The organism is Deferribacter desulfuricans SSM1 (assembly GCF_000010985.1).
In the GTDB taxonomy this organism is placed as follows: domain Bacteria; phylum Chrysiogenota; class Deferribacteres; order Deferribacterales; family Deferribacteraceae; genus Deferribacter; species Deferribacter desulfuricans.
The window spans coordinates 507,660-534,155 of record NC_013939.1 but is presented as its reverse complement, the minus strand read 5'-3'; the positions used below and the strand labels follow the sequence as shown (position 1 = coordinate 534,155).

The window sequence follows — 26,496 nt, the reverse complement described above, 5'->3', positions numbered from 1 at the left end:
GAGATATGAAACCAGAGATAATAGTTGCTCTTGATTTTTCAGATTTTGATGATGGAAAAAATATTGTAGAAACATTAGATAAAGAAATAACATTTTATAAAATTGGATTAGAAGCATATTTATCAATCGGAGAAAAACTGATTGATTATTTAGTATCAAAAAATAAAAAAGTTTTTCTTGATCTAAAATTTCACGACATTCCAAATACTGTCAAAAAAGCTGCTCTGGCCGCAGCCAAAAAAGGTGTTTTTATGTTTAACCTGCACATACAGGGTGGCTATGACATGATTAAAGAAACAGTAGCCGCTGTAAAATCTATAAATAGTGATGTTTTAATAATTGGTGTTACATTATTAACTTCTCTTGATGAAAATTATTTAAATCAATATAATATAAACTTCAATAATTCTGCTGACTATGTTTTACATTTAGCAAAAATTGGAAGAGAGGCAGGTCTTGATGGAGTGGTTTCTTCAGCAAAAGAAACACCTCTTATAAAGAAACATCTTGGTGAAGAATTTCTTACTATAACCCCAGGGATTAGGCTTGCTACTAATAATATTGATGACCAAAAAAGGGTTGTTACCCCAAAAGATGCTAAAAAGATGGGTACAGATTTTATGGTAATTGGCAGACCAATAACTCAATCACAAGATCCAAAATACACAGTAAAACTGATTAAGGAGGAGCTTAATGGATAAAAATGAAATCTTAGAAATTTACAAAAGACACAACGCACTATTAAAAGGGCACTTTTTATTATCCTCAGGTCTTCACAGTGATACATATTTACAATCAGCCCTTGTAATGCAATACCCAGTAATTGCAGAAGAGATTATTAAAGAGCTCGTAAAGGATATATACCATCTGAATTTTGTAACAGTTGTTAGTCCTGCCATTGGTGGGATTAGGTTTGGATACGAATTAGCAAGACTTTTGAAAAAAAGAGCAATTTTCACTGAAAGAGTAGATGGTAAAATGACTCTCAGGAGAGGGTTTACTTTAGAAAAAGGGGAAAAAGTCATTATTGCCGAAGATGTGGTAACAACAGGGAAGTCCACAAAAGAGTGTATAGATGCTGTTTTAGAACATGGCGCTGAAGTGGTTGCTATATGCAGTCTGATTGATAGAAGCAATGGTAACGCAAAATTTGACTACGAATTTTACCCTCTACTTAGAATAAATGTAGAAACTTATGAGCCAGAGAATTGTCCTCTTTGTAAACAAGGTGTACCTATTGAAAAACCTGGAAGTCGTTTTCTAAAGAAGTAAACAAAAAGCCATTTCCTCAGATTGCTTCGCTAATGCTTGCAATAACTTTATTCCTCTGTCTTTGCGAGGGGCGAATGCCCCTAAGCAATCTTATTATTATAAATTGTGACCGCCTTTAGTCAGCTTTTTATTTTAAATATTTCTTTAAAGTATCTTTAATGTTTTTTGGCTCAAATTGAAGTAATTTATAAATTTCCATATTTTCGCAAGTATTACCCTCTCTAAGCATTTCAAATTGATCTCTTGTTAGAGGAAACCATTGAAACTTTCCAAACAATGTAATCATAAAGCTTATTATAAATTCTGGGACTGGGATAAACAGCCTTTTTCTATTAGTAACTTCACAAATCAATCTTAACAATTCTTTATAACTTAAAACTTCTGGCCCGCACACAGTAAATGTTTTATTGAATGTATCACTATTTTCAATAGCATCTACAAATATTTTAGCAACATCAGCGACATATACAGGCTGCATAGAATAACTTCCATCCCCAAAATAGCTAAAAACTGGGGTTTTCTTCAAAAAATCGTTTAACATATTTATAAAAGAATCACCTGGTCCATAGATCACAGAAGGCTTAAAAATAGTATACGTCAAACCAGAATTTCTAACATACTCTTCAGCCAAATATTTTGTTTTGTGATAATCTGTAATAGCTTCGCTTCTTGCTCCATTAGCAGACATGTGAATAAATCGTTTTACATCACCCTCTTTAGCAGCATCCACAATCATTTTAGTAGCTTCAAAATGATATCTTTGAAACGTTACACCTTCTTTTGGAATTTCTCTAATAATTCCCACAAGATGAACAACACAATCAACATTATTTAGTTTATCAAGGTAAGTCTTAGGTTTTAAAACATCACCAACAACTATATCTATTCTATCATTTTTAACCTTTACCTTATCAGGGTTTCGAACAAGCAGAGTAACTTCATAATCTTTTGATAGAGCATATTTTAAAATTTCTGTACCAACAAAACCTGTACCACCAGTTAAAAATATTTTCATACGAACCTCAATAAGTTATTTCGACATCTTTATCATATAAGATAGTAAAAGTAACCTTTATATCAATCGATTTGTTTGGTGGCAGTACTATATTACATTCTACTTTCCCCTCACTGTTGATTGAGCATTTATCTTCGCTAACCTTTACATCTTTAACTTCAATCTTTTCATTTTTAGAAACTGGAACTCTATCAACTACTTTTAGTGAGTAACTGTTTATATTTGAAATATTAGTAAGTGTAATAATATAACCATCATTAATCCTCTTTTTATTACCAAAAAAACCAGCGCTTTCTTCAAAATCCAAAATTCTCTTTCTTTCTACTTTAACATCGTATAATTTACCTGCTAAAAGCTTATATCTATTTTTAACCTGTTTTCCTGTAATATTAGAAAACTGTTCATCACCTATACTGACAGTCCAACTATTGCTTTCCAAATCAAAAGGGAGCTCAAAACTAATTTCCCTAAAAACGTTTTTATTTAAATAAGGATATGTAATTAATTCATAATCCCCTATTTTCACAGCACTATTTAAAATAAAATCTTTTTCTTTACCATTTGCGGGCAAAACAAAGTTTTTGATTAAATATTCACGATTACCCTTATCTACAATCTCCTCTTTTGATTCAAAGACATCACTCTTTTGTACAGATTTTGATTTTAAAAATCTTTTAAAGGGTTCAAAAATATTTACAACCCAAGGATTAAAACTTAATTCACCCTGAAATGAACTACTGCTTTTAAACATTAATTTTGCTTCATCAGCAACTATATCAACCCCACTTTTATTGACTATCTTTGCTTTTTTAATAATCCTCAATTTAGCTTTATCCCCTGCAATATTTTCCACATTCAACTGATTTACAATGTTAAAACTAACACCTGAGAATTTCATTTTAACTAATGAGCAATTTTCATCTTGAACAAAATATGGGACATTATCCGGTGCAGATTTTGAAAAAAGATTATTTATTTTATTAATTTCATACAACAAATCCTGCTGTTTACTCTTTATATTACTTATCTCATCAGCAACTTTTATATTAAACTGTAAAAACTCATTAGAATTAAGCTTTACATTTTTTATTGTGCTATCAATGAGTTTTAACTCTGAACTTAATTTTTCTGATTCCTTTGTTAATTCATTTTTTTTATTATATAAATCACACAAAAAACATTTTAATTTTAACGTGTTTTCAGTAACCAAATTTACACTTTTACCATTACACCTGACATCCACATCTTTATTAAAGCCAATAAATCCATTTTTTAATGTCGTTTCATAAAAAACGAAATCTCTGTAGATATCCACTTTTGCAGCAAACAAATTCGTCGCAAATAATATTAACATTAAACAAACTACAAACAACCTATTCATAATAGCTCCTCCTGTTTAAAAGATAAAAATCCATTTTTTGTTACAATTATATGATCAACTAATGCAATATCAACTAATTCAAGCGCATTTTTTACATTTTTAGTATATCTGATGTCACTCTGAGATGGTTTTAAATTACCAGATGGATGATTATGAGCAAGGATAACTGCCACAGCATCTCTTACCAGAGCTTGCTTTGCAAGTTCTTTAGGTGGGAAATAAGATTCATTAACACTTCCACTACTTAAAACTTTATATTCTTTTATACGCCCTTTGGAATCTAAAAAAACAGCAATTAATTTTTCAACATCATCAAATCCAACCTCAAACTTTAAAAACTTAAATACTGCAGTAGGGGAATTTAAGATAGTTTCATTTTCTCTAAGATTTGAATATTCACATCTTCTAAACAAATCTTTAATAATATTAAAAAATAAAACGGTTTCACTCCCTACCCCTTCAATATCATCAGATATTTTAAAAATATTCTGGATGCCACCTACATGTGCTAAGATATTTTTTGCCTGAGGTTTAACATCTTTACCTCTTACTACATATCCCAGCAACAACTCAACTATCTCATAATCAGCAAGTGATGATGGATTATTTACAAATCGCTCTTTCAACCTTTTTCTGTGTCCTAGATAATGAGGTTTCTCTTTCTTCATAGTCACATTATAATTGCAAACAAACATTAATTCAAGAAAGTTGAAAACAATCTTGAATAATTAATTCTATTAACTTCAATATATTTTACAATATGCTAATTCATTTATATATTGAAACATCTTTTTATTTTTGATATATAAATTTCATGGTTAAATCATTAACTATCATTTTTTTATACCTTTTTATCGGTGATACAATTTCAACTCTCTTAAATATCCCTATTCCTGGTAATGTCATCGGTATGATTCTTTTAACAATTTCATTAAAAACAAATCTAATTAAATTAGAAAGTGTAAAGCCTGCAGCAGATGTCCTTGTAAAAAATATGGCTTTTTTATTTGTCCCGCCCGGTGTAGGGATAATGATATATTTTGATTTGATAAAAAAAGAGTTTATCCCTATTGTTATTTCCTATTTTTTTAGCACATTGGCCGTTCTTTTCATAGTAGGCAAAGTACAACAAATAATGGACAAAAAAAATGAAAGCAATAATTGAAAATCCAATCTTTTCTGTAATGATAACATTCTTAGTGTTCTATTTAGCTTCCAAATTATACAATAAATACAGATTTATACTTTTTAATCCAGTTTTAATATCAATAACATCACTTATTTTGTTATTAAAACTGATAAACCTTGATTATCATACATATTTCAAAGGTGCTAAAATTATCAGCTTTTTCCTTGGGCCATCAGTAGTAGCTCTCGGTGTACCACTTTATTTACAATTTGAAGAGATCAAAAAAAGAGGTATATCAATTATAATTAGTATAATAATCGGTAGTATTGTTGGTATATTATCCGCTGCACTAACTGCAAAATTACTTGGAGCTTCAAAAGTGGTGGTTGCTTCAATTGCTCCTAAATCTGTAACAACACCAATAGCAATGGGGATTTCAAAAAAGATTGGAGGGATTCCATCTTTAACTGCTGCGATAGTTATTGCTACAGGAGTGCTTGGTGCTGTAATCGGGCCAGCTTTTCTGAAATTAACTGGTATAAAAAACAAAGTTGCTGTGGGTCTTGCAATTGGTAGCGCTTCACACGGTATAGGAACAGCAAGAGCCTTTGAAGAAGGAGAATTAGAAGGAGCATCAAGCTCACTTGCAATATGTTTAAATGGCATTGCAACAGCTATATTTACACCAATAATTTTTTATATTATATACAAATTATTATGAAATTAGTTGATTATCTCTCACAACAATTCAATATTTCAAAAAGATTAGCTAAAAAATATATAAAAGAGAAAAAAGTATTAATTGATGGTAAATTCGCAAAAGAAAATCTAGAAATAACAAATATTGAAAACCATCACATAAGCCTCAACATTGATATAAAAAAAATAGAATATAATTTAGACGAATTTATTATTTCAAATTATGAAAATGTAATATTTCTCTACAAACCACCTTTTATGCATACAGAAAGACACAAATTAGAAGACTCTTTAACGATTTCAGACATTGTTTCAGAACATTTTAAAGAATATAAACTTATTTCAAGGCTTGACTTTGAAACGGATGGAGTTATTGCAGCAATAAAAGATGGATATAAACCAGAGAATGTTTTGAAAAAATATCTAGCTGTTGTAATTGGCAATTTCCCAGAGGATACAATTGTTTTTAACAAAATCGTTTACAAAAAAAGAAAAAAAGTAAAAGTGTTAGAAGAGATTGACCTTGAACACCTTTCAAATATAAAGGTCATTAATTCAGATAAAAATTACTCACTACTTGAAATCACTATTTTTAAAGCAACAAGACATCAGATAAGAGCACATCTATCATTTTTGGGATTTCCAATTTTGGGAGATACACTTTACGGTGATAAACAATACAAAAGACTTATGCTCTCCTGTATTTATACAAAAATAGATAATTTTGAAGCCCACTCCCCAAAAAAAGAAAACTTTATAAAAGAGTATCAAAATCTCATTTCAGTTTAAGTATTTTGGTCTTTGCAAATTGATGATATGCAATATCTAAAAAGTTATTTTTAACTGCCTAACACTTAAATTAGTCAATCTCGCAATTTTTAATGTTTTTTAAGGAAATTTTTTTTATTAGAAAACCATAAAAATCTTATATTTAATTATAGGTATCAATTAATTGTCGATCTCCAGGTTTTTTTACAAGATTACAGGTCGACTAAAAATTGCTTTAAATTTGACATACTTTTCAAAATTTTGTATAATAAAATTAATAGATTTATCAAAGATGTTTGACAATTCGATACTTCATAGGGATAAGGGGTTTTTAGAGTGCCTATGAGGAATTGAAACGAAAACCCGATGACATTAATAATGGCGTCGGGTTTTGTTTTTAGAGTGCCTATGAGGAATTGAAACAAAAAAGTGTCCATTATGTCCATAGAGTCCAGAAATGTTTTTAGAGTGCCTATGAGGAATTGAAACGGGTTTAAAAGATGTCCATAGATATGAGCGCGTTCGTTTTTAGAGTGCCTATGAGGAATTGAAACGACTTTGCTGTTAATAGCGGACCAAGAAGAGCTATTAGTTTTTAGAGTGCCTATGAGGAATTGAAACGAAAACTCTTTTATTATTCCACGCTTTGAGCCCCTTGTTTTTAGAGTGCCTATGAGGAATTGAAACTTTCGCTTTGAACAAAGTTCAAAGCATGAAGGGTTGCAAGTTTTTAGAGTGCCTATGAGGAATTGAAACTTTTCCTGCTTCTTCCAACCCCACAAGTTTTTTGGAAGTTTTTAGAGTGCCTATGAGGAATTGAAACAATAATTTCGTTCGCAAGGTTTTGAAGGTCAAACCATCGTTTTTAGAGTGCCTATGAGGAATTGAAACAACCATCTATAATGCTCCATAAAACCGTCGTTGAGTCTGTTTTTAGAGTGCCTATGAGGAATTGAAACCAGATTTGCACAATTACATTAGTTATTTATTTGACAAGTTTTTAGAGTGCCTATGAGGAATTGAAACCTAAACAACAAAAAGAAAATTACAGATTTGTACAATTGTTTTTAGAGTGCCTATGAGGAATTGAAACGTTGCGCAAATTGCACAACTGTAATATTTGGATTGACAAGTTTTTAGAGTGCCTATGAGGAATTGAAACAAAAAGCACGCTTTTTAGCGTGCTTTTCCTAATTTTTCGTTTTTAGAGTGCCTATGAGGAATTGAAACTTTTAACTACTTTATTTATTACAGTAATGCCTATTATGTTTTTAGAGTGCCTATGAGGAATTGAAACATCATTTGTAAACTGAATCTGATTCACTATTTGTTAGTTTTTAGAGTGCCTATGAGGAATTGAAACATCATTTGTAAACTGAATCTGATTCACTATTTGTTAGTTTTTAGAGTGCCTATGAGGAATTGAAACTAAAATTTCCTATCGAATATTTTTTGAGCTTCATCAAGTTTTTAGAGTGCCTATGAGGAATTGAAACAATAGGCGTTTTGCGATTGCCTTATCTTTTGTTTTTGTTTTTAGAGTGCCTATGAGGAATTGAAACGATCATCAGGCGAAATTGGTATTTCCTCATTCATCAGTTTTTAGAGTGCCTATGAGGAATTGAAACTCAAATGAATATAATTCGGACTAATATAGATTGGTTGAGTTTTTAGAGTGCCTAAAAGGATTTGAAACAAGGTAGATCAATATAAACTTCCTTCTCAAGTTCTTTGTTTTTAAAGTGCCTTAAAGGATTTGAAGTTAATTAAATAAAAGCTTTTACTAATATCCATTAATTTTATATTAATAATATGGATACAGTTAATATCAACGGAACTCTTATTTGGTATTATTATATCTGTCCACGAGAAGTATGGTTTATTGGTCATTCCATAGAAGCAGATCAGGAAAACGACTTTTTAGCTTTAGGAAGGCATATTCATGATTTCTACTACAAAAAGCAAAAAAAAGAATTTATTATCGATAATACAATAAAAATAGATATCTTGCCTGGTAAAAAAGTTATTGGTGAAATCAAAAAATCTTCAAAATACTTAAAAAGTGCAACTATGCAAATTGCTTTTTACTTATATTTTTTAAAGCAAAAGGGAATAAATTTATCGGGTGAGCTTTTGTTCCCTGAAGAGAGAAAAAAGAAAAAAATATTTTTGACAAAAGAAATCGAAAATGAACTTAAAAATGCAATAAGTAATATTAATAAAATACTAAATATGGATAAGCCTCCAAAAGCAACAAAAATCCATTATTGTAAAAATTGCGCTTATAAAGAGATGTGCTGGAGTTAGAACATCATGAAGAAACCAATATATATATTTAATGACGGCGAATTAAAAAGAAAAGATAACACCTTATTTTTCATCAAGGATAACGAAAAAAAGACAATACCAATAAATGCAGTATCTGAAATACATGTTTTTGGTGAAATCGATATAAATAAAAGAGCGCTTGAATTTTTAACAAAAAACAAAATACCTTTATACTTTTACAACTACTATGGATATTACATTGGAAGTTATTATCCAAGAGAATACTTAAATGCCGGCATCATAATTTTGAAACAAGCAGAATTTTATTTAAATAAAGAAGAACGACTATTTTTAGCAAAAAGTTTTGTAAGTGGAGGATTATCAAACATTTTAAAAAATCTCAATTACTATAAAAAAACAAAATTAGAAAAAATAACACCATATATTGAACAAATAGAAGAAAAATCAAAAAAAATAAACAATAAATCAAGTATCTCATCTTTAATGGCTCTCGAGGGTGAAATAAGAAAAATATATTATGATGCCTTTAATGTAATCTTAAACTTTGAAGATTTTTATTTCGATAAAAGGACTAAAAGACCACCCGAAAACCCAATAAATGCCCTAATAAGTTTTGGCAACTCACTGATATATACTACAATTCTATCTCAAATTTATAGAACACATCTTGACCCTAGAATCGGCTATCTCCACGAAACCAACCAACGCAGTTTTAGTTTAAATTTGGATTTAGCTGAAGTTTTCAAACCAATAATAGTTGATAGAGTAATTTTTAGCCTCATTAACAAAAAGCAAATACAGCTAAAACATTTTGAACAAGAAATTGATTTTACTTATTTAAACGAAAAAGGAAGACAAATCTTTATAAAATTATTTGAAGAAAAATTAGCTACAACAATAAATTATAAAAATATAGGAAAAGTTTCTTATAGAAAACTTATCAGATTAGAGTGTTACAAACTTTATAAACACTTTTTAAAAGAAGATATTTACAAACCATTTATAACTAATTGGTGATAAATGTTTATAATATTAGTATATGATGCAAATGAAAAAAGGGTGCAAAAATTTCATAAAACTTGCAAAAAATATTTAACTTGGGTTCAAAATAGCGTTTTCGAAGGAGAAATAACAGAAGCAAATCTCCGTATACTTACTGACGAATTAAAAGATATAATGGATGAAAATGAAGACTCTGTATTGATTTATAAATTCAGAACAAAAAAATATTATGAAAGAGATTCTATCGGTATATCAAAGCCTTCACATGAAGATTTATTTTTTTAATCAACTATTGTTGAAAAGTTAAAAGTATATGTTAAAATATTATTATGAAAATAAAGCTTTTATTTAATTCTGATAACGAATATATAATTTTGCCTATTCATCACAATTATTTACTTCAAAGTATGTTTTATAATAATCTTCCTACTCCACTTGCAAATTTTCTTCATGAAATTGGCTTTTTTTATTACAAAAGGCAGTTTAAACTATTTACTTTCTCAAAAATTCAATCCAAATATTTTGAGCTTATCAGAGAAAAAAGTAAAATCACAAAAATTAAATATAAAACTCCAATAACTATTTTTATTTCTTCGGCTATAAATGACTTTACAAAAAATTGGGGGGAAACATTTTTGAAAAAAGAAAATATTTTTTTAGGTAAAAATCCACTTTATCTTGAAAGTATAGAAGTTCTCCAAAACCCATACTTTGAAGAAGATTTTATAATAAAAACATTATCTCCAATAACTGCTTATAAAACTTTTGAAAATGGAAAAAAATATTATAGATACTACTCACCAAGTGAACCTGAATTCCAATATTTAATAAAAGAAAATCTAAGAAAAAAATTTGAAATCATTACAGGTGAAGAGATTTCAGAGTTTCCAATTGAAATACAGCCAATAAAAACAAAAAAAGTATTATTCAAATACAAAGATTTTCCAATAGAAGCCTATGAAGGAACTTTTAAGATAAAAACAATCCCTGAACTTTTTAAAACTGTTTATGACGCAGGTCTTGGAGCGAAAAACTCCCAAGGTTTTGGAATGGTAGAAATATTAAATAATACAATAAAAAGGGAAAAATATGTTGACAGCTATTAAAGATTTAGGAGAGATACTTTTAGAAAAGGAAAATAAAACTCCGATTGATATTCTTATAGAAAATCCTGATAGCAGCGGAACATACAAAGTAGTCTGGGCATTAGAGTTTGATAAGGATTTGAATTTTCAAAAACTTTCAGTAGAAGAGTTTAAAGCTGAATCTCCTTATATTTACCTTTATAAAAGAGCTTCTGGCTCAAACGCACCTGATTTTTCCCCAACTTCAAGAGTTACAGAACCAGAAAAAACATTTACAAAAAAACTTCTGAAATGGCTTGAAGGTCACAACAACATCATAGAAATTAAAAACATTTATAATGAACTTGTAAAAAACAAAGATGAAATTATTAAAAAATTAGAAGAACTAAATCAACAAACAAAAGATAACAAAATTTTAACTATTAAAATTGATGGAAAATATCTCTATGAAATAGAAAATCCAGACTTTAAGAAAATTTTACTTGAAGATTATTTAAATAAAATAAAAGAGATTTCAAAAAAAGATGCAGTTTGCAGCGTCTGTGGAGAGAAAAAAGAAGAAGTGTTTACAACTTCACAAATTTACAAATTTTACACCCTTGATAAAGAATGCTACATCACAGGCGGATTTAACAAAAAAGAGGCTTGGAAGAATTTCCCTATTTGTGAGAAGTGCTTTTTAAAAGTGGATTTTGCCAAAAAATTTGTAGAAGAACACCTCAAATATAACTTTTACAGTAAAACCTATTATCTCATTCCAAAAATGATTCTTAATGTTCCTGAGGCTCTTGATGAAATAAATGAGATTTTAACCTCAGAAGAAAAAATCCAAAAACTGACAAATGAGCAAAGAAAAACAATAACTGGAGACAAAGAAGAAATCCTTGATATTATCAAAGATTATAAAGATGTTGTGAGCTTTTATTTTCTGTTCCTAAAAAAAGATAATGCAGCAGAGAGAATTTTGCTTTTAATAGAAGATGTTTTTCCCTCAAGAATTCATTTCATATATGAGACAAAAACCAAAATTGACAGAATTTTTGAGCAAAATTACACTTTTGCTAAACTTAATGAATTTTTAAAAGAGTTTGATAAGCTTTTTTTTGAAGTAATAGATAAAATTTTTAGAAGTGGTAAGCTCAATTTTAAAACTCTTATTCAAATATTTAACAGAAAAATAAGAAGTGATTTTTTAAATAATAAAAATTTCAACTATACAGTAATAGATGCTCTAATGAATATTAATTTTTTTGAAGAGCTTTGTTTAATAAACTGTGAGGAGAATAAAATGGAAAAGACAAAATTCGATAAGATTTTCGAAAAAGTAGGAAAATCTTTAAATACTCCTGCTAAAAGAGGTATTTTCTTACTTGGAGCTTTAACTCAGATGCTTTTAAACATTCAAGGACAGGAAAGAGAAAGCACACCTTTTTTTAAAAATCTTAAAGGTCTAAAAATGAATGAAGAGAATATAAAAGGTTTACTACCTAAAGTGATTAACAAGCTTATGGAATATGAAAGATTTGATAAAGGTAAACAAGAATTAACAAAGGAAATATCAAAAGAATTTTTAGCTCAAGAAAAATTTGGTTTAACAATAGATGAAATAAATTTCTATTTTGCTTCTGGAATGGCACTATCAAAAGAAGTTGCAAATATTATTTATGAAAAAGAAGAATGAAATAATTTTTATAGTAAAATTATAAAAAAAAGGAGTAAGGTCATGAGTGAAATTATTAAAAATCGAAGAGAATATCTATTTTTATATGATGTTAGCTTTGCTAACCCAAACGGAGATCCAAATGATGAAAACAAACCACGAATTGATGAAGAAACTGGGAAAAATATCGTTACAGATGTAAGACTGAAAAGAACTATAAGGGACTATTTAAAAGATTTTGAGGGACTGGAAATTTTTGTTAGAGAAATTGCTGATGAAAATGGTAAAATCCAAGATGCAAAAGCAAGAGCAAAAGATTTTGAAAATAATCCTGAAAAAATATTAAATGAGTGTATCGATGTCAGACTGTTTGGTGGTACAATCCCTATTACAACTGGGAAAAACAAAGATAGTTCAATTACCTATACAGGTGCAGTTCAGTTTAATATGGGACAATCACTTCATAGAGTAAAGCTAGAATATATCAAAGGGACAGGTGCTTTTGCCTCAACAGCTGGGAAAGAACAAAAAACATTCAGAGAAGAATGGATTTTGCCCTATTCTCTAATAGCATTTCATGGAGTTGCAAACGAAAATGCTGCAAAAACAACAAAATTAACAGATACAGACTTAGAATATCTAAAAAAAGGGATGTGGGAAGGAACAAAAAATCTTATCACCCGCTCAAAAAACGAACAAATACCAAGACTCCTAATAGAAGTTATTTATAAAAATGAGGTTCATTCACATATTGGAGAATTACACAGATATATAAAACTCGAATCTGAAAAAGCAGATGAAGAGCTTAGAAGCACTGATGACTTTATTCTGAATATTGATGAACTCATATATGCATTAGAAGAAGAAGCAGATAAAATTGAAAAAGTTTTATATAAAATTGACAGAAATTTAAGACTGAATAAAGATTTTTCTTCAGAGAAAATAAACTTTGAAAAAATAGAAATTTAGATTTATTTTAAACTATGAAGACATTAGAAGATATTAAACAGCTTTTGAAGAAGCATAAAAAAGAGATAAAAGAAAGGTTTGGAGTTAAGAATTTATATATTTTTGGCTCTTATGTTAGAGGAGAACAAACTCCAGATAGCGATATTGATATATTAGTAGAGTTTGAAAAAGGGAAGAAAACATTTTATAAACTATATGGGATTGAAATTTTATTTGGAAGAATTGTTTGGAAAGAAAGTAGATTTAGTAATAAAAGAAGCTGTAAGAAAAGAATTGAAAAAATATATATATGGAGAGGCAATAAATGTCTGAACGAGAATATAAATTTTTTTCTAAAAAGGAATTTGATAAATGAAAGTATTAGTCTTTGATATTTGGGGAGATTTTGGACATTTTAAAAAGTTTTATACAACATCTTCACCATTGACATTTTCTGTTCCACCACCTACAGCAGTTTATGGAATGTTAGGAGCGATTTTAGGATTTGGAAAAAATGAGTATCTTCAATATCTAAATGTTAAAACTACTAAAATAGCCATTCAAATATTAAATCCTATAAAGAAAACAAGAATGACAATAAACCTAATTGATACTAAAAACTCTAACAGTTTTCATTTAATAAAGTCAAGAACGCAGATAAAAACAGAATTTCTAAGAAATCCAGCGTACAGATTTTATGTAAACATCAATAATGAAGATTTGTTTAATAAACTAATTCAGAGAGTTAAAAATAAAGAAACTTACTACACTTTATCTTTAGGACTTGCAAATTTGCTTGCAAATTTCAAATATATAGGAGCTTTTAAAGCAGAACCTACTGGTAATGCTGACTTTGTAAATTCGGCAATTCTTTCAAAAAATGTTGAAAATATAGAAGTTGAAGAAGGGAAAAAATATTTTAAAGAAAAACTCCCAATAGATATGAACCAAAATAGAGAGGTTTTAAAATATGAAGATGTAATCATGGAGCTTAACGGTCAAAAGTTAGAAGGTAATTTCAAAAATTGCTATAAAATTGAAGATAAAATCGTTTCTTTCTTTTAAATTATAAACTTTACAAAGTAATAAGAAAATACTATATTTAGTATTAATGTAAATGCTATAAAGAGGTTTTTATGATATTATCAGCTAATGATTTAAAAACAAAAGGAATTTCATTCGTTGAAAAACTTATAAAAAAATATAACGAAGTTTTCATTACTGTAAGAGGAAAAAAGAAATTTGTAATCCTTCCCGTTGAAGAATATGAGAAATTAAAAGAAGCAGAACTTGATAAGATTATTAAAGAAGCAGAAGAAGATTATAAAAAAGGAAGATATATAAAAGAAACTGCAGAAGAACATTTCCAGAGGTTAGGTATTTAGTTGTATTCCCTCGTTTTTACAGAAATCTATCTAAAAAGAGAAAAAGAATTTTTAAAAAAGCATAAAGATTTAATACCAAGATATAAAAAAGTTTTGAAACTTTTAGAGTTAGACCCACATCATCCATCTTTAAGACTTCATAAGTTAAAAGGAAAATTTAAAGATAAATATTCAGTTTCAATCACTATGAGCTATAGAATTATTTTAACTTTTGTAATTGTAAAAAAAGAAATAGTTTTAATAGATATAGGACATCACGATGAAGTATATTAATTCAAAACTCCATTCCCATCCTGACAGGCTGTTAGAAAAGCATACTTCACAAGTTATAGAATTAGCCAATAAATATTATTCAGAAATTTCTATTAATGACAAAATTTTAAAAGATATATTAACAATCATAACCTTTTCCCATGACATAGGAAAATCTACACAATTTTTTCAAGATTATATTCTTGGTGATAAAGAATTAAAAAATAAATTAGAGACAAAACATGCCCATTTGGGTGGAATAGCTGGACTTTTTTTAACTGATAGATATTTAAAGTCTAAAAATATAGATAACCCTTTTCTCCTTTCATTGTCATACATTTTACCTAAACGCCATCATTCAAACCTTAAAGACTTTTTAAATGATTTAGTTATTGAAGAAGAAGATATAAAAATTTTACAAACTCAGATAAACTCAATCGATAAAGAAAAATTTAAAAATTTTCTACAAAATGTGGAAACTTGCGATAAAAACTTAATCAATTTTTCTTTCGAAGAAATAGATTTTCAGCAAATAAAGCAAACTTTAAGAAAAATAAGAAGATTTATTAGAAAACTCAAAGATGAAAAATCAATTGATTACTACATAAATACAGTTTTTATGTTTTCTCTAATTCTTGATGCAGACAAATCAGATGTAGGTATAAAAACAGATAAAAATATACTTTTTAAAGACATTCAAATAAAACCGGAAATCGTTGATAATTTCGTAAAAAATCTTTCTTTTGAAGAAACAGAGATTATAAACCTCAGGAAAAAAGCCTACAAAGAAGTTGCAGAAAAAGAAATAGATATAAATCAGAAAATTTATACCTTAACCCTTCCAACAGGACTTGGAAAAACACTTATCTCATTTAAAACAGCTTTAAAAATAGCAGAAAAATTAAAAAAAGAAAAAGGAATAAACCTAAAGATTATCTACTGCTTGCCTTTCCTTTCTATTATTGAACAAAATTTTAGTGTTTTTGAAAATGTTTTAAAAGAAAACGACATAAATCTAGACAGCTCAATTCTTTTAAAACATCACCATTTGACTGGTTTTAGCTATAAATCAAAAGTTGATGAGTTTGATTATAATACTTCAAGGCTTTTAATTGAAGGTTGGAATTCTAAAATAATTACTACAACATTTTTACAGTTTTTTTACTCACTCATAGGAAATAAAAATAAAATGCTCAGAAAATTTCATAGATTAGCAAACTCTGTAGCCATTTTAGATGAAATTCAGTCTATTCCCCATAAGTATTGGTTACTAATAAAAGAAGTATTATGCCGAATGGCAGAAAAATTTAATTTTTATATTATCTTTTCAACAGCTACTCAGCCAATGATTTTTGAAAAAAAGAAATATATTGAGCTTGCAAGCAAAGATTATTTTGAACATATAGATCGATACGATGTTTTTATAAATAAAACACAGCAGACTATTGAGCTGTTCTACTCAAATTTAAATATAGAAGATAACAAAACTTATCTTTTTATAATGAATACTGTAAGTTCTGCTAAAATGCTTTTTGAATTTCTTAAAAAAGATTTCAAAGATGAAATAATATTTTTATCGACTCATATTATTCCAAAAGAAAGACTAAAAAGAATTAAAGAGTTGAAAAACCATAATAAAAGAATTGCAGTTTCAACACAACTCGTAGAAGCAGGCGTAGATATTGATTTTGACATTGTTTACAGAGATTTTGCACCTTTTGACAGTTTAAATCAATCTGCTGGTAGGTGTAACAGAGAAGGAAAAAAAGAAAAAGGTAAATTTTATATAGTAAAACTTTTTGATGATAAAAATAACAGATCTTATAGTTCATACATATATGATTCTGTTTTGATAAATGCTACAGATGAAATTCTTGAAAAAGAAATTTATTCAGAGAAAGAGTTTATAGGTTTAGTAAATAAGTATTTTGAAAAAATAAAGCAAATAAAATCTGACAAAGTCTCCTTAGATATGCTAGAAATGCTATACACACTAAAGTTTTCAGCAGAAAAAGAAAAAGACAAGATTAAATCTATTGAAGATTTTGTTTTAATAAAAGAAGACTACTATAAGGAAGATGTTTTTATTGAAATTGATAATGAAGCCAAAAAAGTATGGGAAGAATATACAAAAATATGGCAGTTACAGGATTTATTTGAAAGAAAAAAGGCATTTGACAGTATAAAATCAGACTTTTATAAATTTGTTGTATCAGTTCCAATTAAAGACAATCCACCACCAATTGAAAACAATTTTTATTTTGTTCCGTATGAAAACATACATGAGTATTATGATTTAGAAACTGGTTTTAAAGTAAAAGGCGGGCTATTTTTTAGTTTTTAGTCGACCCCCATTATTTTTGATATTTTTCTAAAAATTTTTTTATTAGAAAACCATAGAAATATTGTATTCATTTATATGTATCAATCAGTTGTCGATCTCCAGGTTTTTTTACAAGATTAGAGGTCGACTAAAAATCACTTTAAATTTGACACATTTTTCAAAATTTTGTATAATAAAATTAGTAGATTTATCAAAGATGTTTGACAATTTGATATTTCGTAGGGATAAGGGTTTTTAGAGTGCCTAAGAGGAATTGAAACTATCTACAAGGATGGTCTGTTTTCTTTATATAATATAGTTTTTAGAGTGCCTAAGAGGAATTGAAACTTTTCCGCGTTGGTTTAAAGATTCTGATGTTATATATGTTTTTAGAGTGCCTAAGAGGAATTGAAACAGACTTGTATCACTTCCTTGTTCAACTTCTATGTCAAGTTTTTAGAGTGCCTAAGAGGAATTGAAACGAATACCATTCACAATGTTCATTTCTGAATGTTTTCGTTTTTAGAGTGCCTAAGAGGAATTGAAACGTATCTTGTTCAGACCAACCTTGCAGAATTTGTTCAAGTTTTTAGAGTGCCTAAGAGGAATTGAAACGCCATTGAAGACCAATATGGTGGATACAATTTTAAAAGTTTTTAGAGTGCCTAAGAGGAATTGAAACAATTGAACAGTAACCCCAAATTGATTAATCTTTTCTGTTTTTAGAGTGCCTAAGAGGAATTGAAACAACAATTGAAAAACAACGGGAGATTGAACTGATGTAGTTTTTAGAGTGCCTAAGAGGAATTGAAACAGAGACTGTAATATAACTATTTATGGAAAAGGGTTGGGTTTTTAGAGTGCCTAAGAGGAATTGAAACAAAATAGATATGCTTTTATGGCAACAAAAGCCCATGTTTTTAGAGTGCCTAAGAGGAATTGAAACCATTTCCATCATTATTTTCGTTTATGCAATAAATATGTTTTTAGAGTGCCTAAGAGGAATTGAAACTTATATTTCATAACTACCCCCTTCATTAGTTTTCTTTGTTTTTAGAGTGCCTAAGAGGAATTGAAACAATGGTTTCCTATTCGTAAAGTAACTTTAGATATTTGTTTTTAGAGTGCCTAAGAGGAATTGAAACTTCCCTAATGAAAGACAAGGATGAAATTGCTATAGGTTTTTAGAGTGCCTAAGAGGAATTGAAACCCCTGTTCGCCGAGCCTGATAACAAGCTTTGTGCAGAGGTTTTTAGAGTGCCTAAGAGGAATTGAAACTATCTTTCCCCGTTTTGACAGCTGCAGCGATAAGCGGGTTTTTAGAGTGCCTAAGAGGAATTGAAACACAATATCGAACAACGAGCTAATCAATGGTATAAAAAGTTTTTAGAGTGCCTAAGAGGAATTGAAACCCATTTTTTAAGCTTCTAATTTCTAAAACACAGTGAGGTTTTTAGAGTGCCTATGAGGAATTGAAACTTGTTATCTTTTGATTCAATGATTTCATATAAATATTGTTTTTAGAGTGCCTATGAGGAATTGAAACCATCTTCAGTTAGAATTATCTTTTTATTCTCTTTGAAAGTTTTTAGAGTGCCTATGAGGAATTGAAACAGCACATCTGCAACATCAAGTATAAACGATTTAATAGTTTTTAGAGTGCCTAAGAGGAATTGAAACTCTTTTATTTCCTCTTTATCCCCGAGATGGATTTTCACGTTTTTAGAGTGCCTAAGAGGAATTGAAACTGACTGCAAGAAACCTTTCGAGTCCCTTCTCAAGCTCTTGTTTTTAGAGTGCCTAAGAGGAATTGAAACATGGTCGTCAAATTGTCAAGATGAGTCTTGAGGAGCGTTTTTAGAGTGCCTAAGAGAAATTGAAACCATCACCCACCTCACAAGCTACTGCATCAATACTTGGTTTTTAGAGTGCCTAAGAGGAATTGAAACTCCTATCCACTAACAAATAAACAAAACCTGGGACATGTTTTTAGAGTGCCTAAGAGGAATTGAAACTGTAGTAGATACAACATACTCAGCTTTTGATTTGATTGGTTTTTAGAGTGCCTAAGAGGAATTGAAACAGTACCTTGAACAAGAGTACAACAAAAAATTAACTCTGTTTTTAGAGTGCCTAAGAGGAATTGAAACTTTCTATCATATACTTTGATTGAACCTGTTATTTCTGGTTTTTAGAGTGCCTAAGAGGAATTGAATTATTTGTATTATTTTCCTATTTATCCTGCGTCGAAAGGTTCTCATTTTTAGGATGATAAGAGGCTGTTGCACAAGGGAACAATTTTCTGATATTATTAAAGTTTTGAGATTGCTTCGGCAACTAATGTTGCCTCGCAATGACCCAAAAAAGCAGTCATTGCGAGCGTTAGCGAAGCAATCTGAGGTGTTTAAGCAATTATTATTTGCAACGGGTATATTTTAGTTTTAATTCTGCTTGCTAAAAAATTCTTTGTAAAATTGATCCGCTTGTTCCGCCTTTTTCCTTAAAGATTCTATTTCTGAGTCCGTCAAGAGTCTTGAACCGAAAAAGGTAATCGGCTTGTCCTTTTCTGAGTCCAGCGAAAGTTTCTCTGATATTTTTTTATCCAATAATTTTTTCCTAGTCATATTTTCCACCAAACTAATTGTTTATTAAGAACAATTTTATATATCCAGCTCATAACCCTTTGTCAATTTCTACTTAAATAAAAAGAGGTGTAGAACAACGCAAAATTACATTCAACTTCTCCTAATAACAATTTGCAACATTTAAGCAAAAACATAGATCATAAAGAAAAAAATTCAGTCCTCTCTAATACCTTTAAAATTATATTCACTTATCTAAATCTAACCTTTCTGCCTCTTTTGTAACTCCAAAAGCTCCTTTAAGTTTTGATTAATTTCTTCAAGCAATTGCAATCTTTTATTAATCTTCCAATACCAACAGTTAAATTCTCTAGCTATTATAAAAATAATGATTGCTACAATGATCATCCCTATAACATAAAAAAATGAATCCCCAGAATACATCACAAAACCCCCTTTAATAAATTTTAACATAACTAAAAATAATAGCAAACAAATTATCAGCTGAAATTTATTGCAACAGCTTTTTAAGATTACTTCGCTGGCCTCTTAATGACAAAATATCCAGTAATTACCAGGAGTGAATTTCTAATAATTGTTAATTTACAATAACTTATATTCGAGAGTTAGGGTAAAATTTACTTCATAAGGTGGTTTTTCTTTTAATGTTAGTTTAGTTAAAAAATACTTAGTGTTTTTATCAAGCAGTTTAAAACCTGAGGATTGCAACAGTTCCACTTTAACAACTTTTCCAGCCTCATTAATCCAAATTTTTACCTTTACACTACCTTCTATCCCTCTTTTTCTAGCAAGATAAGGATAAGGCAAATTATCTCTAATATAATTGAGTACATAATTAAAATATTTATTACTATCAAAAAATTTCTGTTCATTTTTATAATTTTTTTTATCCTGTAATAACGATACATCTTGTTTAACTACTTTATTGCTTTCCTCTGTAAAATCTTTATTTATATGATTATTAGACGCTAAACCCTGTTTATCAATTTTAACATCATCTATTTTTTGAACAGAACTCTTTTTTACTTCAATCTGCTTGTCAGGAATAAAAGCTACAGTTTTTTGGATATTATTCTTTATTTTCTTTTTTATAATTTCTTTATGTTTTTTCACTAAATCAGGCTTTTTAAATATTTTATTTTTATGAGAATTATTATTTTGAAAATTTAAATTATTAATTTTAGCAGCTTTTTTACCCTCAGGAACATCATTTTTTACTTTTTCTGCTCTCTTAAATTCAAAATTAATAGTAATACTTTTATCATTATCGAAAAAGTTTATATGAAAAACTTTATATTTTATTAAAATTACCCCATGCAATGTCAATGATATAAAAATAGAGATAATTAAAAACCTATTTTGTGAATAATTATTCATTTTTATATTTATCCATCAACAGCTTTGATACTGGTAATACAAATGGTTTATTAGATATAGGATTTTTCATAGAAACTACAACCATATCATATACTTTTTCTATAGTCTTATAATTTAATACATCTTCTGGACTCCCACTTGCTGCTATATGACCATTCTTTAACAACACTAAATTATCACAATACTCCGCAGCTAAATTTAAATCATGCAAAACTATAACTATTGATACCCCCTTTTCTTGATTTAATATTTTTAAAATATCCATAATTTGTATTTGATGATTTATATCAAGATGAGCAGTTGGCTCGTCTAATAACAATAGAGTTGGCTCCTGAATTAAAGCTGATGCTATTGATACTATCTGCTGTTCTCCACCGCTTAGTTGAAACAAGTACTTATCAATTAAATTTTCTATTTGAAAAAAACTTATATAGTAATTTATTACATCTAAGTCTTTTTTGCTTTCAAAAAACTGAAAATTATCAAAATATGGCAATCTGCCAAGCTTTAAATAATCAATAACAGTTATCTCAACATTTTCAATCTTTTGAGGGACATAAGCAATTAATCTACTCAACTCTTTTCTTGAATATGATTCTATTTTTTTATCTTGTATAAAAATTTCACCAGAATATTTTTTCAATGTGCCAATTAGTGTCTTTAAAAATGTCGATTTTCCTGAACCATTTGGCCCAATAAGTCCTAAAAATTCTGATTTTTTCATAGAAAAATTGATGTCTTTCAAACTAAAACCATTTTCATAACCAGCACATAAATTCTTTACTTTTAAAATATAACTCATTTAAGCCTTTTCCTGTAAATATTTATAAAGATAATTCCACCTATAATACCTGTAATAACACCAACTGGAAGCTCATTTGGTGAAATAATTATTTTTGCTACAAGATCTGCAAACAACATAAACGCAGCACCTGAAATAAATGATGCTGGTACTAAAAACCTAAAATCATTGCCATAAATTGCCTTTAAAATATGTGGGACAACAATCCCAACAAATGGGATAATACCACTTGAAGAAACTGCAAAAGCACATGAAAAACACGCAAGAAAAACTGTAAGCTTTGTAAGCCCCACAATATCTATACCAAGACTACTCCCCTTTTCTACCCCCAATAAAAACCCATTTAAGCGGTTTGAAATTAGTCCAAATACAATCAAAATTATAAAAGATACAATTAATGTTAAAAAAATTACAAAATAGTCAGATTCATCTAACGAACCCATCAACCAGTAAATTACATTATTTATACTCTCAGTTTTAGATAGCGATAAAATTAGCATAAGCAAAGCTGATGAAATAAAACTTATCATCACACCTATCATTAATACTTTGTCCACTTCAAAAAATCTTTTCCTCAAAGCAAATTGATAAATCAGCCAAAAGACAGCTAAAGCGCCCAAAAATCCAAAAAAAGGGAGTGCATAATAACCAAAAATTTTATTTAAACCCAAAGAAATAGCTAAAGCTACACCTATACCAGCTCCACCAGAAATTCCCAAAGTATATGTTTCTACAAGTGGATTTCTAAACACTCCTTGTAAAACTGCTGCTGACACAGACAAAATGCCACCAACAGATATTGCGAGTAATGCTCTAGGTAGTCTAATTACTTGTAAAATTTTCAAATCAACTTTTTTTAAATCATAATTATAGAAAACATTTAACAAAAATAATAATCCGAGAAAAATCAACAATATGCCAATTTTCTTTAAAAAGGTTTTTTTATCCATTATTATCTTTCTATACCATCTCTTGCTTTAACACCACTATTATAATAATGTTTAACCTCTTTCATTTCAGTAACCAAATCAGCAAAATCGATTAGCTCTTTTTTTGCATATCTACCTGTAATTACAACTTCCATCTCTTGATTTCTATTTTTTAATTGCTCAATTAATTCTGCACAATCAATCATCCCATAATAAATAGCAATATTTATTTCATCCAAAATCAAAATATCTATGTCTTTTCTCTTTAAAAGCTCTTTTACTCTTTCAAATCCTTTTTTAGCTTCTAAAATATCCTCTTTTTCTGGTTTATTAATAATAAAACAACCTCTACCAAACTGCTCTATTGGTACAAAAGGGAAATATTTTTTAAATGCCTTTATTTCAGAATATTCCATAGACTTTATAAATTGAATAATATACACACTTTTTCCAGCTCCTATCCCCCTTAATGCTAATCCAAAAGCTGCAGTAGTCTTCCCTTTTCCATTTCCTGTATAAACATGTACCATCCCTTTCATTTGCACATCCTATATAAAATTTTTTTAAAATATTCAAAAAACTCTGGCAAAGCTGGACTAGCTACCTTATCTGCTTCTAATAAAAGTATTTTATTATTTTTTACAGCATTTAAAAATTTGAATTTATGCCAATAAGATATCTCCTCCTTTGCTTTGTATCCCATATCCATAATCATTATAATATCAGGATTTTCTTTAATTACATACTCTCTATTTATGATCCCATCTTTTAATTTCCCTGTAATATTAATTAAACCAAGCCTCAATAAAAAATCATTTAAATAAGTATCCTTTGGGACAGAATAAAGGGGTTTTACACCTATTTCCATAAAAACTTTTTTCCCTTTTAATGCATTACATCTATTTGATAGCTCTGCAAACAACTTTTTAGAAATATTAATCGCTTTATTTGCTGCTTTTTGATAACCAGTTAATTTCCCTATTTCTTTTACCTGTGTAAAAAACTCCTCAATAGATTTTGGATAGCTAAATACAGCTGCCTTTATACCAAGTTTTTTTAGTTTTTCCACATCCCTAACATCCGTCATATTACTCACAAAGACAATATCAGGTTTCAATGAATATATTTTTTCAACATTTATATTTATAATATTACCAACAATCTGCACATTTGTATCTTTTGCTAATTTACAATAAGATGAACAACCAACAATCGTTTCTTGTGCTTTAAAATATATCAACTGTTTTGTAATAGATGGGACAACAGACACAACTCTATTTATTTCTGCAAATAAGCTATTTAAAAATAGAAAAAAGAAAAAGAGCTGCACAAAAGCAGCTCTAAAAAGTACCTTTCTCATTAAAACTTAACCTTTACCCCTGCCATATAATTTCTTTCTGGTGCAGGATAATAATTATTCCCATAACCATAATTATTTACATAACTATAATACTGTTCATTAAACAGATTGTTTACCTTGAAATAAATTTCATAATTTTTCTTTTTATACTCGAGCTTTAAATCACTAATTGCGTATCCATCCATTTTGTCATAAGTGTTTTTATAATCATTACCAACATAATAATCACTGTAATACCTTACAAAGTAGTAAACCCCAAACCCAGCTTTTGTTCTATAACCAGCTGTTGCTTTTATAGTATGTTTTGAAACCAGAGGCACAAAAGAGTCATCATAACCATCTTCAGTTATCACAGAGTCTATATAGTTGTAGGACAACATCAGCAAAATATTATTATCATCATAGCCTGTATTCATATTGAATACTTTCTTTTCAGTATCAAAATTTGTATTAGCGTATGGAACATATGTAGGATTTGTAAAAATTTCACTATTTGAAACCTGCTTATACACTGATAAATGAACAAAGTATTTTTTATAATCTGATTTAAAACCAATTTCATAAGTTTTATCGACCTGAGTATCAAGAGAATCATTTAAAACATAATCATATTGAACAAAAGAATATTCAATCATTTCATCAGTTGTAGGAAATCTAAAACTTCTATCATACTTAATGTATATTTTATGATTTTTAGTTATGTTATAACCAATTACACCTGTATAAGCTTTTTCAGAAGTATCTTTTGACTTGTCATAAGTATCATAATCATCATTAAGTTTTGAATATCTATAACCATATTCACCAAATATTTTACTTATAGAAAAAGTATCATAAAAATAAACAGCCTTTCTTTTTCTATCAAGTTTAGAACTTGACCATGTACTCTCAGTTTCCAAATTATCCTTTTCATATTCAACACCAACCTGTAAATGATTAGAATAATTTTTCTTGTTTAATTTGAAATCATAATAAAGTTGATATATTTTTGTTTTTAATTCATCATTTGTTTTTACATATAAATAGTAAGATCTATTCCTTTGCCTTATATTGCTATCAAATACAATTTTACTATTTTCGCTCAAATCATATGAAAGTTTTAATCCAAAACTTTTGCTATAATCATCTCCACCATCAAGTGGCGTATTAGAATGTTTACGCCCATAATTTGCAATATCACTTTCAGTTAAAGAACCTGGTAATCCATATCTTTGATCATTATACAGCGTATCAAAAGTTATTTCCAATTTATCTAAATAATAACTAAATTGACCACTTACTGTTCCAGAATAAAATTCTGAATTATCACGATAGCCTTCCATCCCAAGCTTATCTGCGTTTATAATAAAAGAGTATCTTTCATTTGCAAAAACACCCTCTGCATAAATATTATAATAACCATAAGAGCCACCATCAGCTTTTACAGTGAAACTATTTTTATAAGGCTTCTTAGTTACTATATTTATTGCCCCACCTGTAGCTCTATCACCAAAAAGTACGCTCCCACCACCTAAATAAACTTCTACTCTTTCTATCATATCAACCGGTATCAAAGACAAATCAGGAGTGCTCATATCAGGATTTGTAATTCTTCTACCATTTAACATTATTACATTATTTAAACCACCTTTTTCACCATCAAAACCACCCATAATTACTAAGCTGTGTTTTAAATCATAAGATTTTACACTTACTCCTGGAATAGTTTCTAAAATATCATAAACGGTTTGAGGATTTATTTTATCAATATCCTCTTTTGTAATAACTATGACATTTGCTTTGTTTTCTACCTCACTTTCGGTGATTTTTTCACCAAAAATTACTATTTTTTTGTCATTAGCAAAAACGAAATTAACTATACTAAAACTTATCAAAAGAAACAAAACAACTATTTTTCTATTCATTTTTCCCCCTTATTTGTTTTTTATGGAAATAATAGATTGATGGATTTTAAGTTGTTAAATTAAACAGGATCTCTTATCATATCGGCCTCCTTATCCTCGTAAGGTTTTGCCGCTGACTTCTGGCTGGGTCTCCTGGCTCGCCTTCATCCTACTCGCCCGCCTTCCCACCGAGCACCTAAATATATTAGGTTCTCGGCAGTGGCTTAATGGGCTTTCGTCCAGCTCACAGTTGCGGGACAGCGCCGGATTTTCACCGGACTTCCCCTACACCAGAAGCATCGACACTAAAAAGCTAACAAAAAATTTTAAAAAA

Annotated in this window: 26 protein-coding genes, 1 pseudogene, 2 CRISPR repeat arrays and 1 riboswitch; of the genes and pseudogenes, 16 read left to right on the top strand and 11 right to left on the bottom strand. The window is 28.9% G+C overall.

Features of this window, described 5'->3' with window-relative positions; translation table 11 throughout:
• The first annotated feature begins 5 nt into the window (after positions 1 to 5).
• Both pyrF and pyrE read left to right on the top strand, forming a co-directional pair.
• Positions 6 to 701 (top strand): orotidine-5'-phosphate decarboxylase, encoded by a 696-nt coding sequence (gene pyrF / locus DEFDS_RS02810; protein ID WP_041223580.1) that lies wholly within the window; start codon positions 6 to 8, stop codon positions 699 to 701.
• On the top strand, positions 694 to 1,272 hold the full coding sequence (pyrE, locus tag DEFDS_RS02805; protein ID WP_013007296.1) for an orotate phosphoribosyltransferase: 579 nt from the start codon (positions 694 to 696) through the stop codon (positions 1,270 to 1,272). Before pyrF ends, pyrE begins: the two co-directional genes overlap by 8 nt.
• Before the next feature lie 127 nt (positions 1,273 to 1,399).
• On the opposite strand, the gene DEFDS_RS02800 is transcribed toward pyrE, so the two are convergent.
• Genes DEFDS_RS02800 through DEFDS_RS02790 form a run of 3 tightly spaced genes read right to left on the bottom strand, consistent with a single transcriptional unit; the run spans position 1,400 to position 4,336 of the window.
• Positions 1,400 to 2,287, bottom strand: a complete 888-nt coding sequence (locus DEFDS_RS02800) for a complex I NDUFA9 subunit family protein (protein ID WP_013007295.1) — start codon at positions 2,285 to 2,287, stop codon at positions 1,400 to 1,402.
• A 7-nt stretch (positions 2,288 to 2,294) separates the two neighbouring features.
• The gene (locus tag DEFDS_RS02795; protein WP_013007294.1) at positions 2,295 to 3,668 is read right to left on the bottom strand and encodes a DUF4139 domain-containing protein; all 1,374 of its coding nucleotides are present in this window, start codon (positions 3,666 to 3,668) and stop codon (positions 2,295 to 2,297) included.
• Positions 3,665 to 4,336 (bottom strand): JAB domain-containing protein, encoded by a 672-nt coding sequence (locus DEFDS_RS02790; protein ID WP_041223579.1) that lies wholly within the window; start codon positions 4,334 to 4,336, stop codon positions 3,665 to 3,667. Before DEFDS_RS02790 ends, DEFDS_RS02795 begins: the two co-directional genes overlap by 4 nt.
• 146 nt (positions 4,337 to 4,482) lie before the next feature.
• Between DEFDS_RS02790 and DEFDS_RS02785 the strand changes: the two genes are divergently transcribed.
• The 14 genes and pseudogenes from DEFDS_RS02785 to DEFDS_RS02720 all read left to right on the top strand — a co-directional run bounded on the left by DEFDS_RS02785 (position 4,483) and on the right by DEFDS_RS02720 (position 17,229).
• Positions 4,483 to 4,833 (top strand): CidA/LrgA family protein, encoded by a 351-nt coding sequence (locus DEFDS_RS02785; RefSeq protein ID WP_013007292.1) that lies wholly within the window; start codon positions 4,483 to 4,485, stop codon positions 4,831 to 4,833.
• Complete coding sequence (locus DEFDS_RS02780; protein WP_013007291.1) at positions 4,817 to 5,518, top strand: CidB/LrgB family autolysis modulator; 702 nt, start codon at positions 4,817 to 4,819, stop codon at positions 5,516 to 5,518. The genes DEFDS_RS02785 and DEFDS_RS02780 overlap by 17 nt, the downstream gene beginning before the upstream one ends.
• Positions 5,515 to 6,285, top strand: a complete 771-nt coding sequence (locus DEFDS_RS02775; protein ID WP_161595863.1) for a pseudouridine synthase — start codon at positions 5,515 to 5,517, stop codon at positions 6,283 to 6,285. Before DEFDS_RS02780 ends, DEFDS_RS02775 begins: the two co-directional genes overlap by 4 nt.
• 306 nt (positions 6,286 to 6,591) lie before the next feature.
• Positions 6,592 to 7,960: a CRISPR direct-repeat array (repeat unit 30 nt; unit sequence GTTTTTAGAGTGCCTATGAGGAATTGAAAC).
• 116 nt (positions 7,961 to 8,076) lie between these two features.
• Positions 8,077 to 8,571 (top strand): CRISPR-associated protein Cas4, encoded by a 495-nt coding sequence (gene cas4, locus DEFDS_RS02770; protein ID WP_013007289.1) that lies wholly within the window; start codon positions 8,077 to 8,079, stop codon positions 8,569 to 8,571.
• Between the two features lie 6 nt (positions 8,572 to 8,577).
• Positions 8,578 to 9,570, top strand: coding sequence for a type I-B CRISPR-associated endonuclease Cas1b (cas1b, locus tag DEFDS_RS02765; RefSeq protein ID WP_013007288.1), 993 nt, complete (start codon positions 8,578 to 8,580; stop codon positions 9,568 to 9,570).
• A gap of 3 nt (positions 9,571 to 9,573) precedes the next feature.
• Positions 9,574 to 9,840, top strand: a complete 267-nt coding sequence (gene cas2 / locus DEFDS_RS02760) for a CRISPR-associated endonuclease Cas2 (protein WP_013007287.1) — start codon at positions 9,574 to 9,576, stop codon at positions 9,838 to 9,840.
• Between the two features lie 44 nt (positions 9,841 to 9,884).
• A complete protein-coding gene (gene cas6 / locus DEFDS_RS02755) occupies positions 9,885 to 10,661 on the top strand; it encodes a CRISPR-associated endoribonuclease Cas6 (RefSeq protein ID WP_013007286.1) in 777 nt (258 codons plus the stop codon).
• Positions 10,645 to 12,321, top strand: coding sequence for a TIGR02556 family CRISPR-associated protein (locus DEFDS_RS02750; protein ID WP_013007285.1), 1,677 nt, complete (start codon positions 10,645 to 10,647; stop codon positions 12,319 to 12,321). Before cas6 ends, DEFDS_RS02750 begins: the two co-directional genes overlap by 17 nt.
• A gap of 42 nt (positions 12,322 to 12,363) precedes the next feature.
• Entirely contained in the window at positions 12,364 to 13,269 is a 906-nt protein-coding gene (gene cas7b / locus DEFDS_RS02745) for a type I-B CRISPR-associated protein Cas7/Csh2 (RefSeq protein WP_013007284.1), read from the top strand.
• A gap of 14 nt (positions 13,270 to 13,283) precedes the next feature.
• Positions 13,284 to 13,581 (top strand): annotated as a pseudogene (locus DEFDS_RS02740) (nucleotidyltransferase family protein).
• 39 nt (positions 13,582 to 13,620) lie between these two features.
• Complete coding sequence (gene cas5b, locus DEFDS_RS02735) at positions 13,621 to 14,313, top strand: type I-B CRISPR-associated protein Cas5b (RefSeq protein WP_013007282.1); 693 nt, start codon at positions 13,621 to 13,623, stop codon at positions 14,311 to 14,313.
• 71 nt (positions 14,314 to 14,384) lie between these two features.
• Positions 14,385 to 14,633: a type II toxin-antitoxin system prevent-host-death family antitoxin gene (locus tag DEFDS_RS02730; protein ID WP_013007281.1), complete on the top strand. Its 249-nt coding sequence runs from the start codon at positions 14,385 to 14,387 to the stop codon at positions 14,631 to 14,633.
• Positions 14,634 to 14,906, top strand: coding sequence for a type II toxin-antitoxin system RelE/ParE family toxin (locus tag DEFDS_RS02725; protein WP_013007280.1), 273 nt, complete (start codon positions 14,634 to 14,636; stop codon positions 14,904 to 14,906).
• Positions 14,893 to 17,229, top strand: a complete 2,337-nt coding sequence (locus DEFDS_RS02720; protein ID WP_013007279.1) for a CRISPR-associated helicase/endonuclease Cas3 — start codon at positions 14,893 to 14,895, stop codon at positions 17,227 to 17,229. Before DEFDS_RS02725 ends, DEFDS_RS02720 begins: the two co-directional genes overlap by 14 nt.
• 230 nt (positions 17,230 to 17,459) lie before the next feature.
• A CRISPR array of direct repeats spans positions 17,460 to 19,425; the repeat unit is 30 nt; unit sequence GTTTTTAGAGTGCCTATGAGGAATTGAAAC.
• A gap of 224 nt (positions 19,426 to 19,649) precedes the next feature.
• Here the strand turns inward: DEFDS_RS02720 and DEFDS_RS02710 are convergent.
• The 8 genes from DEFDS_RS02710 to DEFDS_RS02675 all read right to left on the bottom strand — a co-directional run bounded on the left by DEFDS_RS02710 (position 19,650) and on the right by DEFDS_RS02675 (position 26,183).
• Positions 19,650 to 19,832, bottom strand: a complete 183-nt coding sequence (locus DEFDS_RS02710; RefSeq protein ID WP_041223574.1) for a hypothetical protein — start codon at positions 19,830 to 19,832, stop codon at positions 19,650 to 19,652.
• Between the two features lie 219 nt (positions 19,833 to 20,051).
• A complete protein-coding gene (locus tag DEFDS_RS02705; RefSeq protein WP_041223572.1) occupies positions 20,052 to 20,234 on the bottom strand; it encodes a hypothetical protein in 183 nt (60 codons plus the stop codon).
• Between the two features lie 159 nt (positions 20,235 to 20,393).
• A complete protein-coding gene (locus DEFDS_RS02700; RefSeq protein WP_041223571.1) occupies positions 20,394 to 21,188 on the bottom strand; it encodes an energy transducer TonB in 795 nt (264 codons plus the stop codon).
• The gene (locus DEFDS_RS02695; RefSeq protein WP_013007278.1) at positions 21,181 to 21,990 is read right to left on the bottom strand and encodes an ABC transporter ATP-binding protein; all 810 of its coding nucleotides are present in this window, start codon (positions 21,988 to 21,990) and stop codon (positions 21,181 to 21,183) included. The genes DEFDS_RS02700 and DEFDS_RS02695 overlap by 8 nt, the downstream gene beginning before the upstream one ends.
• On the bottom strand, positions 21,987 to 22,940 hold the full coding sequence (locus tag DEFDS_RS02690; RefSeq protein WP_013007277.1) for a FecCD family ABC transporter permease: 954 nt from the start codon (positions 22,938 to 22,940) through the stop codon (positions 21,987 to 21,989). Before DEFDS_RS02690 ends, DEFDS_RS02695 begins: the two co-directional genes overlap by 4 nt.
• Positions 22,941 to 22,942: 2 nt before the next feature.
• On the bottom strand, positions 22,943 to 23,458 hold the full coding sequence (gene cobO / locus DEFDS_RS02685) for a cob(I)yrinic acid a,c-diamide adenosyltransferase (protein ID WP_013007276.1): 516 nt from the start codon (positions 23,456 to 23,458) through the stop codon (positions 22,943 to 22,945).
• Positions 23,455 to 24,279 carry an ABC transporter substrate-binding protein gene (locus tag DEFDS_RS02680; RefSeq protein ID WP_013007275.1) on the bottom strand — a complete coding sequence of 275 codons (825 nt, stop codon included), beginning with the start codon at positions 24,277 to 24,279 and terminating at the stop codon, positions 23,455 to 23,457. Before DEFDS_RS02680 ends, cobO begins: the two co-directional genes overlap by 4 nt.
• Positions 24,279 to 26,183 carry a TonB-dependent receptor gene (locus DEFDS_RS02675; protein ID WP_013007274.1) on the bottom strand — a complete coding sequence of 635 codons (1,905 nt, stop codon included), beginning with the start codon at positions 26,181 to 26,183 and terminating at the stop codon, positions 24,279 to 24,281. Before DEFDS_RS02675 ends, DEFDS_RS02680 begins: the two co-directional genes overlap by 1 nt.
• Before the next feature lie 103 nt (positions 26,184 to 26,286).
• A riboswitch (cobalamin riboswitch) is annotated at positions 26,287 to 26,487 on the bottom strand.
• Positions 26,488 to 26,496: the final 9 nt, after the last annotated feature.